Consider the following 15604-nt stretch of genomic DNA (forward strand, 5'->3'; position numbering starts at 1 on the left):
CACCGTTATTTGCTTACAAAGCCTCCGTCGCCGTCTGCAAATCCAGTTTATTCCAGTCTTTGACGTTGATTTTCAGGGTATGGTTCCCGGGAATGCTTACCTGTACTTCCCTCTCCACCGGCTTTTCCGCCGTCAGCAGGGCCGACGCCGCATACACTTTCACATTCCGAATGCCGCTGCGGTTGCCCAGGCGCAATTCTCCCAACTCCGGCGCCACGTTCACCTCACATTCCTTCCCCGCACCGGAAGCGATGCCACTGATCGTCAGCGCGCGCACCTGGTCGCCTACCAATCTTGAAAACGTGAAGGAGAAAGGCTTCTCCTCCTGCATGGCGATCTTCACCTGCGAGGCATCTGCATTCATCCGAACTATATCCACCTGTCCAGGTTTCGTTTCCACCCCTTCCAGCTTCACGGTAGTGCCGTCGGGCAGGATGGAATTATAGGTATACGTGCCTTTCCCATTGCCGACAATCCGGCGCGACAAGGCTGCGCCTTTCGGCAGCATATACGCGCCGTCTACCAGGTAGCAGGGCATGGAATCAGGGATATTGCTGTACAGCTTTCCATTGAAGTTGCCGGTTTTACGGCCCTCCGCGTCGGTAATCTCCAGGTCTGCCGGGCTCAACAGGAAGTCCACCACAAACTCTTTCAGTCCGAACACGCCGGAATACGGCAAGTCATGATCGCTGTAGAGATACTTGCCGTTGCTGATATTCCCCAGCGTGATTTTATCCGCGCTCGATACCTTGATCAGGTTTTTCTTCCCGTCTTCCACATGATAATCGAAATGCAGGACGCCGTTTTCATTGCGGAACCGGATATAGCAGTCCGGATTTTCCGGGTGGTTGCAATCCCAGCAATACAGTCGCACGTCGTGCAGATCGTTGACAGTAGTTGTTTGCTGCGCATTCAATTTCGCGCCTTTGTGCCCTTTCGGATAGCGGAATTTATAGGGCATGATGCAATGCGTTGAGCCCAGCTTTTTGGCATATCCTTTATCCCATATCGCGCCGGAAGGGATGAAAAACAGCAGCGGCGCCTGGTTCGCGTCGCAGCCTTTCTTAAACACCGTTTCAATAGTGCGGGCCGTTTGCTCCACCATCGCAATGCCTTTGCGGCTCTGGTCATGGAAATGGATGAGGCTCTCCCGGCTCAGGAGGCGGCCATGCACCCAGGTAAGCTTCGCATGCAGCTTGCTCCGCGGCGTTTTGAAGGTATCGTTGTCGCCTTTCCAGAATTTATCCGCCACGATGCTCGACAGCGCCGTGCAAAAACCTGTTGCATATCCGCCCTTCGCTTCTCCGAGCAGGTATTTGTAATACAGCCCGTAGAACGCTCCTGTCAGCGGCGCATTCTTGAACATTTCAAAAACCACTTCCGCGGTGCCGAATGTTTCTTTAAAACCTTTCCAGGAAGGCGCGCCGTCTTTGAAGTTGCCAAATGCAAAATTGTGCTTGCCGTACTCGAAAGGAATGCCCAGTTCCAGCACTTTCTTCGTCGAAACCTTGTTACTTACCATCCCGTCCGGATTGTGGACCTGGAGGATGTATTCCACCGCCTGCATATGCGCCGCGTCTTTCGGGACGAGGAACGCAATTGCTTTTTCCGTAACGGTGGGCGTTACGGCCGACTTCCCGTTGATGAGCACATACGCGCCGGGCAGGAAGCCCTGGCCGGTAATGGCCATCACTTCGCCGGGAATCAATACGTCGGGTACTTTATCTATCTGCGGCTTTACCCATACCGCATAGGGATTGCTGTAAATATTGTCGGACTTCCGCAGTACCCGCACCACCTGCCGGCCGCCCTTCGCAGTCGCGGGAACGGTAGCGGTGAGGCTCTGGTCGGGATTGAGAGTAGTTTTCAGCGCGCCCGCATTTTCCATCAAGACCTTATCGCCCTTCACGAAAGCCGTGCCGCTGATGGTAATCTTATTACCAGGGAAAGTGTACGCCGGTTCCACTTCCGTGATAAAAGGACGGCTGAGCAGTTCTTCCCACTCGTCTTCCGTGAAAGTGAAAAACTCCAGCGTTCCGTTCCTGCCTGCGGATTTGCCTTTTGGCCCCGTTTTGCCGGGTTGCCCCAGCGCGCCGGCCTGACCGTCGCGCCCCGTGCGGCATGCACCGATGTTGCCGGATTTGCCGCCACGCCCGCCGGTACCGCCGTCGCCGCCTGCACCGCCGTCGCCGGCGTCTCCGCCATCGATACGCGGGGTAAACGGGCTATCGGAGATAGATTTTTCCAGCATCCCGTCTGGCACGCCGATGAGCACATAGCCGCCGTCGCCGCCATTGCCGCCCTGGCCGCCATTGCCGCCGGGTCCGCCATCACCGCCATGCCCGCCGTTTCCGGCTTCATGATTGATCCAGCAGCGTGTTTTGGCGACGGATTCGCGGCCTCTTTTGCCGTCGGCTCCTCTCCCGCCATGTCCGCCACGCTGGCCTTTGCCACCCGTGCCGCCGTCTTCGCCACGGAGGTCAAAATCGGGAACATTCACCAGTTCCTTGACCCACAACTGCACATTGGGCGCAGGGCGGCCATTGGTGCCGTTAACGCCGGCGTCTCCGCGCTTGCCGGGCATGCCGTCGCGGCCATGGTCGGTGCCGGGGATCAGCACCACTCCGGGGAAACCTTGCCCGTCGAGCGATGCATCGTCGGGCATATGCGCCGGTTTACCTTGCGGGTACTTCCAGGTGATGCGCGCATTTTTGCCGCAGATCAGTTTTTCCGCGATGATCATCAGCGTGTGGATTTCCGGGGCGATTTCGAGGGTGGTGTTGGAGAGATCGAGCGTTCCGGCCATGATCACGGCCGTGTCCGCCTTGATCTTTCCTTTGGCGGGCGCCTGCAGTTTAACGCCGGCTTTCGGGGATGCAATCAGGTGCCAGCCGGCCGTTACCTTGTACAGCGGCTTCTTCAACACGAGGGGGCTGAGGTCCGTCAGCAGCTTCACGCCGAATTGTTGCCGGATCTGGCGGATCTGTTCGAGCATGGCGCTGGTTTGAGCGGGGTCAGACTCAACTTTCACCGCTACTTTGCCACCGAATTTCTTATTGAATTTCTCTTCCAGCTTCCGCGCATTTTCCACGCGGCCCGCCAGCAGCCGGGGCGCCGGGCGCAGCATGATCAGCCGCGCATTATCTTCGGCTTCGCCGGGTACGATGTGGTTTTCAACAGGCGCGGGAATGGCAGTCCGCTTACGCCGGGAAATGGTTTGCTCCTTTTGGATCGTTTTCATGTGGATCTATTTTTGGGGGTTGATGAGTTAAAAAATGTTGCGGTTAACCAACGGGAGCAAAGATGGAAATCCGTGAAAAGAAATGGCTGGTGGAATTAATCAATGGCCTGTTCGGGTTAACGGCAACCGGAAACAGGATAGCGGGGATGTTTGCGGAAATGAAAAAAGCCCCCGGTCCCGGGGGCTCTCCTGTCTGCATGGTTTCACTATTTGACCGCGTATGGTAATGTTAGTTTTCCGGATAATACGCTGTATACCTTGTAAACGCCCAGCATTGGCATCTTGCCGTCGCCGGAGTGCTGGCCGCCTTCGCCGCTATAGAGCTGCATGTAAGCGCCCACCGCGTCGTACTTAAAATCCGTTTTAAATCGGACACGATAATCAGGCACTACCACACGGATGGCCTTGCCTTCCGTTACCACCTGGAAGCCGGGCGAATCCATGTACATGGGCATCCCGGGATTGGTGGGCGGCAGTTTTACGGTTTTGTCTACCGGGTCGAATTCCTTTACCGACAACCCGCCGGGCACCCGCTTATCTTCTACCAGCACCACCCAATGCGGATGCCAGATGATTTTGTCGTTGGCGTAATTGCCGTCGCCGTCTTCGTCCCACAGCGGCGTATCGTCGAAGTCGGGATGTGCGGTGAGCGCCAGGGCGAGGATGCCGTCTGTTCTGCTAAAACCCACGTCCTCGGGCGATAACGTGGTGGGAAACACGTAACCGTCGACCGGCGCGCCGTTCACCTTCCCGGCGGCGGGCGAAACGCTTTTCCCAGCGGAGCCTTTTACGTTAATTTCAAATTCCAGTTGCCCCCATTTCCTGTTATGTTTTACACTGGCCGAAGTAATGGCGTAATCCGCTTCGTTGATACCGGGCGGTGTGGACTGGAATTTCTTGCAGGAATCGCACCGTATATCCGCCTTCGCGGAGGAAACGGCCATCATGGCCAGCGCTGACAACATGTATATAAGTTTCATAGTGTTAGAATTGTTTTGAAGGAAAAGCAAACCAGCTGGTTAATGTTCGGGATGATGGGATACAAAAGCATGGATGTAGGCCGCCGTTAATGCAGGATACTGGTGCTGCGGGCCGTGGCCGGCGCGCGGAATTACAATCACCTGCGTGGTGGGAAGCTGCCGGTTGAGGGTGAACCAGTTTTCGGGCGGGAAACAGATTTCGTGGTCGCCGGAGATGACGAGGATAGGGATATCGGTTTCCCGGAGGCGCTGGAGATATTCCTGGTTTTCCCCGGAAAAGTATTCCCCTCCTTTGCGGTAATTCCCCCAATGTTCAGGTTTCACCGGCGTGTCCTGGTTTTCCGTGCGTGCGCGGATCCGGTCGTGGCTCTTGCGTGCGGCGGCTACGCTGTTGGCGTCGTCCGGTTCGAAGAAGAGGATGACTTCGTCTTCGAAAGTATTTACCGGCCGGAAAGCCACCTCCAGGAACAGCGGATCGAGGTCGAACGCGGGAGGCCCCGGGGGACGGGTACCGATGAGGATAGCCTGGCGCACCCTTTCGGGGAAAAGCGCGGTCACGGCCTGCACCACCCATCCGCCGAACGACCACCCCAGCAAAAGAAACCGGTTGATGGACAAGGCGTCCGCCAGCCCCATGACGTCGGACGCGAATGCGGTGATGTGCTCGTGGGGCTCGCCTGTAGAGGAAGCCATCCCGCCGTAATCGAAATAAATAACCTGGTAATATTCCGCGAGTGCGGCGAGGAAAGCCGGGTCCCAGTCGTCGAGGTTGCCGCGGAAGCGCTGGCAAAGCAGGATGGGATCGCCGGCTCCGATTGATCGGTAAGCGAGTTGCCGCCCTCCCACATCAGCAAACTGGGTGGGCGCCCGAACAGCCGCCTCCTGCCCCGGCGTTAAAGTAAAAACGGATGATTGCATGACCAATATATTTTGTTACCCTGCAAAAATCCGCCTTCAACCAAACAACGGCAATGGTGATAGGCTTACAACTGATGTACAATTACAACCCGCTGCCAGACGGCGTTTCCGGCAATTAAAAATACCGCGGCAAGCGCGGTATCACATCTCCGGAAATCATCCGGGGTAAATTCTGTATACATGAAACTGCATCAGCACTCGGAATAATCCGAGGAGAATGTGCCGTTCACGGCGTACAGTGAATCGATGCGGATTTCGGTATCATCTGCCAGCCTGAACCATTTTTCACCTTCCTTATCGAACAGATCTTTTATCAGTCCGTTCGCGCGGGTAACGCCATTATCTTCATACAAAACCGAAGCGGTTTGCTGCTGTTCGTACAGCGCCACGATCAGCTCGTAGAAAGAGCTTTTTACGGGGAGTGTTTTTCGGGTGTCGCTCATATAGCGAAGGTACGAATTTGAGTCGAACGGCGTCGCCCAGACCATGGGCGTCGTTTTCCCAATCGTGGTTGATCGCATAAAAAAGAGCCGCCTGTTCGGGCGGCTCTTCGTACGATTTGCGTACATGATTATTCCACGTCTTTCGTGTTCAGTTCCACATACTTCGCTTTCCGGCCTCTCAACCTGATATTGAGCAGCTCCACGATCAGCGAGAAGCCGAGGCAGGAGTAAATAATGCTCTTGCTGACTTCCTGGTGGAAGCCGCTGGCGATCAGTACCACGCCGATCACGACGAGGAAGGTCAGCGCCAGCATCTGCAGCGTAGGTTGTTTGTTGATGATGCGCGTCACCGGACCGGCGAACAACATCATGATGATGATCGAAACGACCACCGCGATGATCATAATGATCACGTTTTCCACCAGGCCCACGGCGGTGAGGATGGAGTCGAACGAGAAGACAGCATCCACCAGCACGATCTGAAATAGTACGGCGCCAAGGCTTTGATACACCTTTTTGGCCTTATTGTCTTCATGTTCGGTGGATTGCAGTTTGTGGTGGATTTCCAGCGTGCTTTTCACGATGAGGAACAGGCCGCCGGCCAATAGAATGATGTCTTTCCAACTTAATGGTATGACGGTTCCGTTGATCCATTTGAAATCTACCACCGGGTCTTTCAGTCCGATGATCCAGTTGATGCAAAGCAGCAGCGCCACCCTGAACACCATGGCGAGGCTCAGGCCCACGTTGCGGGCTTTCCGTTGCTGGTGTTCGGGTAGTTTCCCCGCCACGATGGAAATAAAAATGATGTTGTCGATGCCAAGCACGATCTCCAGGAAGCACAGCGTCAGCAGGCTGATCCAGACGCCCAGGTCGGCGAAGTCGGGTAAGATGAATTCCATTTATCGGTGTTTACAGGTTCAGTCGAAATCAAAAAAATCGCCCAGGAATCCTTTTTTCTTTTTGGGATATTTATGGCGGTCGTCGTAATAATCCTTGTCGCGGCGGTCGTCGTACCGGCGGTGCTCTTCACGGGAGCGGTCGTCGTGACTGCGCGGATCCGGGCTGCTGCGGCGTTCGTCGTACTCCAGCAGTTTGTCAAGCTCCCCTTTATCCAGCCAGATGCCCCGGCAATTGGGGCAATAGTCTATCTCCACGTTATTGCGCTGCGTCATTAGCAATGTTTCATTGCAATTCGGGCATTTCATGTAATAAGATTTTTAAATTACGTAAATAAATGATCCCGTTCTTTTCTTTACAGAAAAAATCGGGCCGCCCCCTGAACCGGGGAAAAGTGTGGAAGGATCAAAACAGGCTGAACCTGTGGAGGAAGTTATAATATGCAGGCCGCGCCCAGGAACCGCCGGCATGCCGGGTTTCGCCGGCCGCATACAGCTGTACGGCGGCCGATTTCCTGAACGATTGTTGTTTCTTGTGTAGCCGCTGCTGGCGTGTAAATGCTTCCAGCCGGAGGCTGACTTTACAGGCTTCGGGGATTTCGTTTTCGTGGTGTATGGATTCGGGCACCCTGACCGTCCGGTGGCCTCGGCCGTCGGGGAATACGTCGGGCATGGCGGAGACCAGGCTCAGCAACAACAGCGCGATGATGCGGAAGCGGGCGCCGGGGGTCATATGTGCGGCGGGATTACGCATAGGCGAGCACGGCCAGTATTTCGCGCTGGAGGGATTGTCCTTTGTCTTCGTTATACCATTTCTGGATGTCGGTCTTGATGGTTTCGAAATCGGCGTTTTCCGCTTTCAGGCGGTCGTAAACTGCCTGGCAAGCTTCCGGCCGGGGGCCCCAGGTGAAGAGATCGTTCCCTTCCGCGTCCCTTGCGATGAGCTTGGGAATGGATTTGCCGCCGTTGGTAAGATATTGCTGAATGAGGAACGGTTCTGCATCCCGGAGCTGGTACTCCGTGGTAACGAGTGGGTTAAGGGCCGCCAGCTTCTCGAAGAACGGGATGTTGTGGGCAGCGTCGCCGCACCAGGGCTCGGTGATAATGATCCAACGCTGTGGCTGGGTGATGCGGGCCATCGCATCGCGCATTTCAGGTGTAATGACGCCCGTTTTGAACCAACGTTGCTGCCGCGACCAGTTCAGCCGGGCATAGTTGAGATAATCCGGGTTATTGTAAGGCGCGGGCGGTTCCGGGTTATTGATGATGTGTTCGAAAATCAGCAGGTAATTCGCAAAGTCCATTTCACAATTCGTTTAAGCAGGAATACCGGATTTCTCCAGCCATCCCCCGATGATTTTTTTAAATGCGACGGCGGCATGGTGCACCTGCACCTGCCAGTCTTCCGCGGCATTGCCGTCGGCCCCGTCGGAAATATACTTGAGGCAAAGGAACGGGATACCCTCTTTCCGCGCAATGAGCGCCAGCGGGTAAGCCTCCATGTCGATCACGTTATAGTCGTCGGTTTTGTGGTCCATCTCGAAGCTGTCGCCCGTTCCGCAGATGCCCTGCGGCAGGCCAGGCAGGGAAAGACCGTATTGCAGCACGGGCTCCTCACCCGACAGCGGCGTTTCGTAAAGCCGGAAACCGAGCCCCCGGACGTCCATATCACGCTGGATGAACTGCGTACAACACACCACCTCGCCCCGGGAGAAAGTATGACTGCCGGCGGAACCGAGGTTCACGATGAGCGACGGGCGGTGTTGCTGGAGGTGTTTAGCGAGATGATAGGCGGCGTTGACTTTGCCGATCCCTACGATGAGCGGGTTGCAGGCGTCGAATTCACCCGCCGCTTCCGACTGAAGTGCAAAAACCAGAAGTGGTTCCTGCTGCAGGAGCGCTGAAATATGGTCCAATCCTTTGTTTCCGTTAATCATATAACTACTTCAAATAATGTAATCCCCAAAAATCGATATCAAATTTACGATTTTTACCCCAAATGGTTGTTCTTTAACGTTTCACTAACAGGAAACCGGGCCGTATCGCCACGCGCCCTTTTTACGTACATTTATGTTGTCTCCCACTACCAACCTTCGCAGGCAGAGCGGCACCATCAGGCATGGACATTCATTATCAGCGCCTGCGGAACAAACCCCACGATCGTTATGCCACAATATGTCATCGAACGCGATCTGCCGGGAGCGGGCCAACTGACTCCCGACCAACTGAAAGCCGTTTCCCGGACATCAGGCGATGTGCTGGACAAACTCGGTCCGGACATCCAATGGGTACACAGTTACGTCACCGGCGACAAGATTTGCTGTATTTACCAGTCGACTGACGAGGCGCTGATCCGCGAGCATGCACGCCAGGGCGGGTTCCCCGTCACCGCGATCCACGAGATCAAATCGGTGATCAATCCCGCCACGGCGGGATAACCAGCATAAGTCCCATTCCCCAAAGCGGCGCAGGGTGCCGCCCTGCCGCTCCGCAATCCGGTAGTGCTTCTTCGTCTTGGAGACAGCCCGGTATGGAGGCGCCTGGGATAAAAGTCCTGGCACCACTGCCCGCTTACACTTTTCCCGATACTCCGCGCGGGCACATCCGATGCGGCATAAGTGCTACGCATGCTTGGCATTCTGCCTGATCCTGCTTACTTTTACAGCGTTTCCCTCCTGTCTCATATTTGACTTATTATTAACATGTAGTTGTACGCCGATGTTTTAATTTAGGCGGCAAAATGCATAACTGCGCGCCTGTGCATCGCGTATAAAAAGAGAAACCGGACCATGCCAAAGTTTAGACTGCCGAAGAAACGGGTATTTAGAGTGTTGATTATCACAGTAGCTGTCTTCCTGCTACTGATCGCCGCGGCCGCGATTGTGCTATTTACGCAGCAGCAAAGGATCACCGCCATGGCCGTCGCCGAGCTGAACAAACAGTTTAAAGGCGAGTTGTCGGTAGGCAGCAGTAATATCACCCTGTTCAAAAATTTTCCGAATATTTCCATCGCGCTGCATGACGTGCGTTTTTTCCCTGACAAATCGCGGCGCGGGCAGCCCCTGTACGAAGTGGAGCACCTGTATGTGGGTTTCAGTCTACCGGGGCTCCTCAGCGGCAAATACCATGTGCGCCGCCTGTTCCTCAAAGGCGGGTATGTAGAACTGGTCCGGGAAAGGAATGGCAATTTCAATATCGTGGAAGCTAAGACGGTACAGCCTTCCAGCCCCTCTACTCCTACCTCCGACTCCGCCGCGCTGGATATCGACTTGCGGAAAATGGTCATCCGCGATCTGCGCATCGCCTATCTCGATAAAGCCAGCGGCCAGCGCATCGCATCGCAGATCGACAAGCTAACGGCCTCCTTCAAAAACAACGTAACCGAACTTTCCGTGGGGCTGGATGCAGACCTGGAAGCGGATGCCACCAGTCCGGCAGACACCACTTTCTTCCGCCACAAGCACCTCGTGCTCGACATCCACGCCAATTACAATAAAACCACCCGCGCCCTGCGCATCCCCACCGGTAGCATCCGCCTGCAGGACGCCGCCTTCCGTCTGGAAGGCACGGCCACGCTGGGCACGCCCGCGCAGGTAGATTTCACCGTCAAAGGCGACAAGCCCGACATGAACCTGCTGGCGGCTTTCATCCCCGGAGACGCCGCGGCCATGCTGGAGCCTTTCCGTTACGACGGGCGCATTTATTTCGACGGCCGGATAAAGGGCATCCTCGCCAAAGACACCCTGCCGCTCATCGATGTAGCCTTCGGTTGCGAAGACGCGTGGTTCCTCAACCAGAAAGCCGGCAAGAAAGTCGACAGTCTTGGTTTCCGGGGCACTTACACTAACGGCGAGGGCCATTCGTTGCGTACGTCGGAGATACGGTTGTCGAATGTAGCGGCGCGCCCGGGCAAAGGGATTTTCGCGGGCAACTTCGTGATCAGGGATTTTACCGACCCCAAAGTGGTATTGCAACTCAAATCCGAACTGGAACTGGGTTTCGTAGGGGAATTCCTCGGCATCCCGGACCTGCAGCATATCACTGGCACGGTTAAACTCGATATGGACATCAAGGAACTGACGGACCTCGACCTTCCGGAACAATACCTCGGCCAGTTGAAAGACGGCGTGCAGAGCGAGCTTTCGGTGAAAGGGCTTTCCTTCCGCATCCCGGGCTACCCGCATCCCGTGCGCGATATGCACCTCCATGCGGAGATGCGCAACGGCCGGGTTGTGCTCGATACGTTGGGATTGCGCGTGGGCGGATCCGACTTCCGCGCCAGCGGCAGCATCAGCGACATCCTTGCCCTGATCCATACGCCGGACAAACCAGTTACCATGCGCCTGAGAGCCGGCAGCAACGCCATCCGGATGACGGATATTTTCGCGGCAGACACTGCCCTGGCACGCAAGGCCACGGAGGAAATCCGGGGCTTCCGGCTGGATGTTTCGCTGTCAACCTCCGTGCGCCAGCTGCGCAACCCGGCTCCCCTGCCGAAGGGGACGCTCACGCTGCACCAGCTCGGCGCGGCCTTCAAAGTATATCCGCATGCATTCAAGGATATCGGCGCTACGCTGAACATCGAAGATACTTCGCTGACATTGCGGGAATTTAAAGGAAATATCGACGGCAGCGACTTCCGCATGTCCGCCAGGGTGAACAATTACGCCATGTGGTTTAAGCCGGTAAAGAAAGGGAAAACGATGGTGGCGTTCGATTTCAAATCGGCACGGTTGGCGATGGACGACATCCTGGGCCCAAGGAGCCGCCAGCTGATCCCGCCCGGTTATCAAAAGGAAGAAGGCGCTAACATCTGGTTGCGGGCCAAAGCGGATCTGCGGTTCGACACCACGTTCCGCTTCGCGAAGATCAAGCTGGCCAATATTTCCGGGACGCTGAAGCAACACGCCCTTCAATTGGATAAGATCAGCGGCAATATCCTCTACGGCGCCAACAAGATACTGAGGGTGGATTCGCTCAAAGGCGCCATCGGCCGCAGTGATTTCGATATCAGCTTCCGTTTGTTCAATGGGAAAGATTCGCTCATCAAAAACCGCACAAATTATTTATACTTCCGCAGTAAATTCATCGACGCCGACCAGCTCGCGGGCTATGACTTCACCGCGCAGCCTGCTACGGCCGCATCATCCCATCCCAACACCGCCGCCAAAACAAAAGCTCCCCCGGATTCTTCAGCTCATGCGAAGGCTTTCAACATATTCAAGTTGCCTTTCCCGGTATTTGAAGTGAAAGCAGATATCGGGCGGTTCAGGTATAACCGTTTGTGGTTGCAAGGGGTAAAGGCGCAGCTTCGGGTGCAAGAAGACCATTACATCCATCTCGACACGCTGGGGATGAAAGTGGCGGGAGGCATTGTGGGCATGCGGGGTTACCTCAACGGCAGCGATCCGGAGAAAATCTACTTCCGCAGCCGTATTAAGGTGAATAATGTGGACATGGAGAAAATGCTCATCAAACTGGACCATTTCGGGCAAGACCTGGTGATTAACAAAAACATCAAGGGGCGCCTTTCCGGCAATATCCGCAGCCATGTGCAGATTCACCCCGATTTCGTGCCCATCCTGCACGACACCAAAGCTGAACTGGACGTAGAAATCCACGATGGCAGCCTGGTCGACTTTACACCCATGGAGGCCATGGCAGGCTATTTCAAAGATAAAAACCTGCGCAACGTCCGTTTCGATACGCTCCGCAACAAGCTCACTTTCACCAACGGCGTGCTCAACATCCCGGCCATGAACATAAACTCCTCGCTGGGTTTCATGGAAATTTCGGGAAAACAATCACTGGACCTGAAAATGGAATATTACATGCGCGTTCCCATGAAAATGGTGACGCAGGTCGGTTTCCAGGCGTTGTTCGGCGGAAAGAAGCAGCATGAAGTGGACATGGACCAGGTGGATGAAATTGAGTACCGCGACAAGGACAAAAAAGTGCGCTTCATGAGTATTAAAGTAACCGGTACGCCGGACGATTTCAAAGTAGGATTGGGAAAGGCGAAAAGTAAATCCTGACGCGATAATAATTCCGTCTATTCATGGACCACCGGTTTCTTTTTTGGTGAATAAATGCCTATTTTGCACGTGCCTACCTTAACAACGCCGTGCATTCCCTTGCAAATGCGCACGGCATTTTACCTATTTCAGATTATGAAGATGAAAGCATTCATCGGGATGTGGCTGATGGCCGTCCTGACAGCCGCTACGGTTTACGCCGTACCTGCGGCAGACACTTCTATTTCCGTTATTCCCGCGCCCCAGCACGTCAGGCATAGCAACGGCCAGTTTACGCTGAACGCGCAAACGCGGATCGTTGCCGAACCAGGCGATGAAGCGTTGCAGCAGGTTGCCCGTGACCTGGCGGACGCCATCCTGCGGCAAAGCGGGCTGCGCCTGAAAGTAACCGCCGGAAAAAGTGCGGCATCAAACGTCATTATATTACGGCTGCGGCCGGATACGCTTGGCGACGAAGGCTACCGGCTCCGGGTGCAACCAGGGCTCGCTTCCATTACGGCGTCCAGGCCGGCCGGCGCGTTTTATGCAATGCAGACTTTATTGCAATTGTTGCCAGTTCAGGCTCGTGCGAAACCAGTTTTACCCGTGCTCGAAATCATAGACAGTCCGCGTTTCGGCTGGCGCGGGCTGATGCTGGACGTGGGCAGGTACTACTACCCCGTTTCCTACATCAAGCAGTATCTCGATTACATGGCCATGCACAAGCTCAACACATTCCACTGGCACCTCACGGAAGACCACGGCTGGCGCATCGAGATCAAAAAATACCCGCGGCTGACAGCTGTCGGCGCCTGGCGGAACGGCACCCAGATTACCAACAACCGCATCAACCACCAGCCGCATGGCGGGTTTTACACGCAGGAAGAAGTGAAGGAAGTGGTTGCCTACGCACAATCTAAATTTATTACCGTAGTGCCGGAGATTGAAATGCCGGGCCACAGCATGGCGGCGCTGGCGGCATACCCGGAACTTTCCTGCACCGGGGGGCCGTTCGAGATGCCTGTGAACTGGGGAATCCGGAAAGAAGTATTCTGCGCCGGCAATGAGAAAACGTTTGCTTTCCTGGAGGATGTTTTAAGCGAAGTGGCGGAGCTATTTCCAGGGCAAACCATCCATATCGGCGGCGACGAGTGCCCGAAAGACCGGTGGAAGGCTTGCGCCCGCTGCCAGGAAAGGATCAAAAGCAACAAGTTGAAAGATGAACATGAGCTGCAAAGCTATTTCATCACCCGCATCGAAAAATTCCTCCAGTCGAAAGGCAAGCGCATCATCGGTTGGGACGAAATCCTGGAAGGCGGGCTGGCGCCAAATGCAGCCGTGATGTCGTGGCGGGGCACCCAGGGCGGAATCCAGGCGGCGAAGCTGTTGCATCCGGTGGTGATGACGCCCAACCATTTCATGTACTTCGATTACTACCAGGGCGAACATTACCTGGAGCCCTACTGCATCAGCGGCTTTGTTCCGCTCCGCAAAGTATATGACTACGAACCGGTGCCTGCCGAACTGACGCCCGAAGAATCCAGGTTCATCCTCGGCGTTCAGGCCAACATTTGGTGCGAGTACATCCACAGCCCGGAAAGAGCCACGTACATGACCTTCCCGCGCGCAGCCGCCCTCGCAGAAACCGGCTGGAGCAGCAAAAACCGTAAGCAATGGGACGATTTCACCCGCAGGATGGAAACCCAATACTTGCGGTACGAACAGGCTGGAATCGGGTACGCCGCCAGCGCCTACAACGTGGCGTTCAGCGTGCAAAAGGATTCCGCCAGGAACAAAGCCGTCGTAACCTTACAGACAGACAGCTACCTGCCGGAAATCCGTTATACGCTCAACGGAGACGAACCCACGGCCGCATCTCTTCCCTACAACCAGCCTTTCGAAGTGGAGATGCCCGTCAACATCCGGGCAGCGGTTTTCCGGAACGGGAAACTTCATAGCAAAGTGAGCGCCACCGCCATATTGCGCAATTCCAAATAATATCCGCATCAAAAAAAGAAAGCTGCCCCCGGAAGAGGGCAGCTTTTTTTACGTCTATGAGAACTCGGGAGAACAATATGGATTACTTGTATGCTAGCAGTGGTATAGGAATTTGAGCGATGTAAATGGAGGATTTCCCTTCATGGGATGAGTAATATGACGCCCACAATTTGTTCTTCCATACCAGCATGCCCGGATAACTGCAGTCACCGCCGCTGGGCAAAGGAATCGTCTTCTTTACTTTACCGTCGGGGCCGGCCACATGCACTACCATGCTTGCTTTCGGCTTGTATTGGCGGGTACCGATGACGAGGGTTTTATTATCCAGCAGCAGCAAATCCGGGCCGCCCAGGCGGTGGTCCATTTTCGAGAAATCCCATGCTGTGTAAGGCGCATCCGCCGTAGCAATTACACCCAACTGATCACCGGCTTCGCGCCGGATCACGACATACATCTTCCCATTTTCGTCGAAACGAATGGTGCACTCATTAGGCTCTCCATCCAGGTCCAGCCTGGAAACATGCTTGAAATAGCGGCCATCAGTGGTGCTAACGAGGTATATTTTGTCTAATTGATAGAGGATGCCATAACCAGTCCCTTTATGCCAGGTCAGCCGCCATACCCAGTCGGACCAGGAAGCGATGGCAGGGTCCACGGTGCCCTCTTCCGGCGTGCTGAATGTAGTGCCGGATGCATCCGAGATGGAAATAAGCGGTTTGCGGCTGATGACTTTCTTACCTTCATGCGCTTCCACATCCATCAGTACCAGAATGCGGTTTTGCGGGGTGATAGACAGTTTAGGGTCGCGCACATCCCTGTCTTTCACTTCGAGCAGGGCCACGCTTTCCCAGGTTTTGCCGTCTTTGGAGCGCAATATGCGCGCCTTTCCGCCTGCGCCGGATACGTGCCCCGCGCCTTCACGGAACGAGCAATAGAAGGCTCCTTTAAACCGGATGAGATCTGTGAAAGCGTTGTGGGGCGCCTGGTCCCAGATTTTGTTCACCACTGGGGCTGCATTTTCCGTTGCGGACTTCTGGCTGACGGAGCAAGCCTGCAAAGCGATGGCGGCCGCGAATAATAGCGACGTGAGTTTCATTGGCTGATTGTTTGG

General features: G+C 55.2%; 13 protein-coding genes. 3 read left to right on the top strand and 10 right to left on the bottom strand.

The features are described from left to right. Nucleotides 1-13: 13 nt before the first annotated feature. The 9 genes from WJU16_RS01575 to WJU16_RS01615 form a co-directional block, all read right to left on the bottom strand. Nucleotides 14-3241: an IPT/TIG domain-containing protein gene (locus WJU16_RS01575; RefSeq protein ID WP_341836575.1), complete on the bottom strand. Its 3228-nt coding sequence runs from the start codon at nt 3239-3241 to the stop codon at nt 14-16. A 206-nt stretch (nt 3242-3447) separates the two neighbouring features. Continuing rightward, complete coding sequence (locus WJU16_RS01580; protein ID WP_341836576.1) at nt 3448-4221, bottom strand: hypothetical protein; 774 nt, start codon at nt 4219-4221, stop codon at nt 3448-3450. A 39-nt stretch (nt 4222-4260) separates the two neighbouring features. Beyond that, nucleotides 4261-5139: an alpha/beta hydrolase gene (locus WJU16_RS01585; RefSeq protein WP_341836577.1), complete on the bottom strand. Its 879-nt coding sequence runs from the start codon at nt 5137-5139 to the stop codon at nt 4261-4263. A 191-nt stretch (nt 5140-5330) separates the two neighbouring features. Further along, nucleotides 5331-5582, bottom strand: coding sequence for a hypothetical protein (locus WJU16_RS01590; RefSeq protein ID WP_341836578.1), 252 nt, complete (start codon nt 5580-5582; stop codon nt 5331-5333). Nucleotides 5583-5710: 128 nt separating this feature from the next. Further along, on the bottom strand, nt 5711-6484 hold the full coding sequence (locus tag WJU16_RS01595; protein WP_341836579.1) for a TerC family protein: 774 nt from the start codon (nt 6482-6484) through the stop codon (nt 5711-5713). Nucleotides 6485-6502: 18 nt separating this feature from the next. Next, complete coding sequence (locus WJU16_RS01600) at nt 6503-6790, bottom strand: zf-TFIIB domain-containing protein (protein ID WP_341836580.1); 288 nt, start codon at nt 6788-6790, stop codon at nt 6503-6505. Nucleotides 6791-6887: 97 nt separating this feature from the next. Then, entirely contained in the window at nt 6888-7235 is a 348-nt protein-coding gene (locus tag WJU16_RS01605; protein ID WP_341836581.1) for a hypothetical protein, read from the bottom strand. Next, on the bottom strand, nt 7228-7785 hold the full coding sequence (locus WJU16_RS01610) for a thioredoxin family protein (RefSeq protein ID WP_341836582.1): 558 nt from the start codon (nt 7783-7785) through the stop codon (nt 7228-7230). Before WJU16_RS01610 ends, WJU16_RS01605 begins: the two co-directional genes overlap by 8 nt. Before the next feature lie 12 nt (nt 7786-7797). Further along, on the bottom strand, nt 7798-8418 hold the full coding sequence (locus WJU16_RS01615; protein WP_341836583.1) for a hypothetical protein: 621 nt from the start codon (nt 8416-8418) through the stop codon (nt 7798-7800). A 228-nt stretch (nt 8419-8646) separates the two neighbouring features. Between WJU16_RS01615 and WJU16_RS01620 the strand changes: the two genes are divergently transcribed. The 3 genes from WJU16_RS01620 to WJU16_RS01630 all read left to right on the top strand — a co-directional run bounded on the left by WJU16_RS01620 (nt 8647) and on the right by WJU16_RS01630 (nt 14493). Beyond that, nucleotides 8647-8919, top strand: coding sequence for a DUF4242 domain-containing protein (locus WJU16_RS01620; RefSeq protein ID WP_341836584.1), 273 nt, complete (start codon nt 8647-8649; stop codon nt 8917-8919). A 351-nt stretch (nt 8920-9270) separates the two neighbouring features. Next, a complete protein-coding gene (locus WJU16_RS01625) occupies nt 9271-12516 on the top strand; it encodes an AsmA-like C-terminal region-containing protein (protein ID WP_341836585.1) in 3246 nt (1081 codons plus the stop codon). Between the two features lie 135 nt (nt 12517-12651). Then, complete coding sequence (locus tag WJU16_RS01630; RefSeq protein WP_341836586.1) at nt 12652-14493, top strand: family 20 glycosylhydrolase; 1842 nt, start codon at nt 12652-12654, stop codon at nt 14491-14493. 82 nt (nt 14494-14575) lie between these two features. On the opposite strand, the gene WJU16_RS01635 is transcribed toward WJU16_RS01630, so the two are convergent. Next, entirely contained in the window at nt 14576-15589 is a 1014-nt protein-coding gene (locus WJU16_RS01635; RefSeq protein WP_341836587.1) for a hypothetical protein, read from the bottom strand. Nucleotides 15590-15604: the final 15 nt, after the last annotated feature.

Source organism: Chitinophaga pollutisoli (genome assembly GCF_038396755.1).
Taxonomy (GTDB): domain Bacteria; phylum Bacteroidota; class Bacteroidia; order Chitinophagales; family Chitinophagaceae; genus Chitinophaga; species Chitinophaga pollutisoli.

What these genes read in the sequence shown, in the direction of transcription:
- WJU16_RS01575 (WP_341836575.1), bottom strand. Translation starts at nt 3,241, where the DNA reads ATGAAAACGATCCAAAAGGAGCAAACCATTTCCCGGCGTAAGCGGACT.
- WJU16_RS01580 (WP_341836576.1), bottom strand. Translation starts at nt 4,221, where the DNA reads ATGAAACTTATATACATGTTGTCAGCGCTGGCCATGATGGCCGTTTCC.
- WJU16_RS01585 (WP_341836577.1), bottom strand. Translation starts at nt 5,139, where the DNA reads ATGCAATCATCCGTTTTTACTTTAACGCCGGGGCAGGAGGCGGCTGTT.
- WJU16_RS01590 (WP_341836578.1), bottom strand. Translation starts at nt 5,582, where the DNA reads ATGAGCGACACCCGAAAAACACTCCCCGTAAAAAGCTCTTTCTACGAG.
- WJU16_RS01595 (WP_341836579.1), bottom strand. Translation starts at nt 6,484, where the DNA reads ATGGAATTCATCTTACCCGACTTCGCCGACCTGGGCGTCTGGATCAGC.
- WJU16_RS01600 (WP_341836580.1), bottom strand. Translation starts at nt 6,790, where the DNA reads ATGAAATGCCCGAATTGCAATGAAACATTGCTAATGACGCAGCGCAAT.
- WJU16_RS01605 (WP_341836581.1), bottom strand. Translation starts at nt 7,235, where the DNA reads ATGCGTAATCCCGCCGCACATATGACCCCCGGCGCCCGCTTCCGCATC.
- WJU16_RS01610 (WP_341836582.1), bottom strand. Translation starts at nt 7,785, where the DNA reads ATGGACTTTGCGAATTACCTGCTGATTTTCGAACACATCATCAATAAC.
- WJU16_RS01615 (WP_341836583.1), bottom strand. Translation starts at nt 8,418, where the DNA reads ATGATTAACGGAAACAAAGGATTGGACCATATTTCAGCGCTCCTGCAG.
- WJU16_RS01620 (WP_341836584.1), top strand. Translation starts at nt 8,647, where the DNA reads ATGCCACAATATGTCATCGAACGCGATCTGCCGGGAGCGGGCCAACTG.
- WJU16_RS01625 (WP_341836585.1), top strand. Translation starts at nt 9,271, where the DNA reads ATGCCAAAGTTTAGACTGCCGAAGAAACGGGTATTTAGAGTGTTGATT.
- WJU16_RS01630 (WP_341836586.1), top strand. Translation starts at nt 12,652, where the DNA reads ATGAAGATGAAAGCATTCATCGGGATGTGGCTGATGGCCGTCCTGACA.
- WJU16_RS01635 (WP_341836587.1), bottom strand. Translation starts at nt 15,589, where the DNA reads ATGAAACTCACGTCGCTATTATTCGCGGCCGCCATCGCTTTGCAGGCT.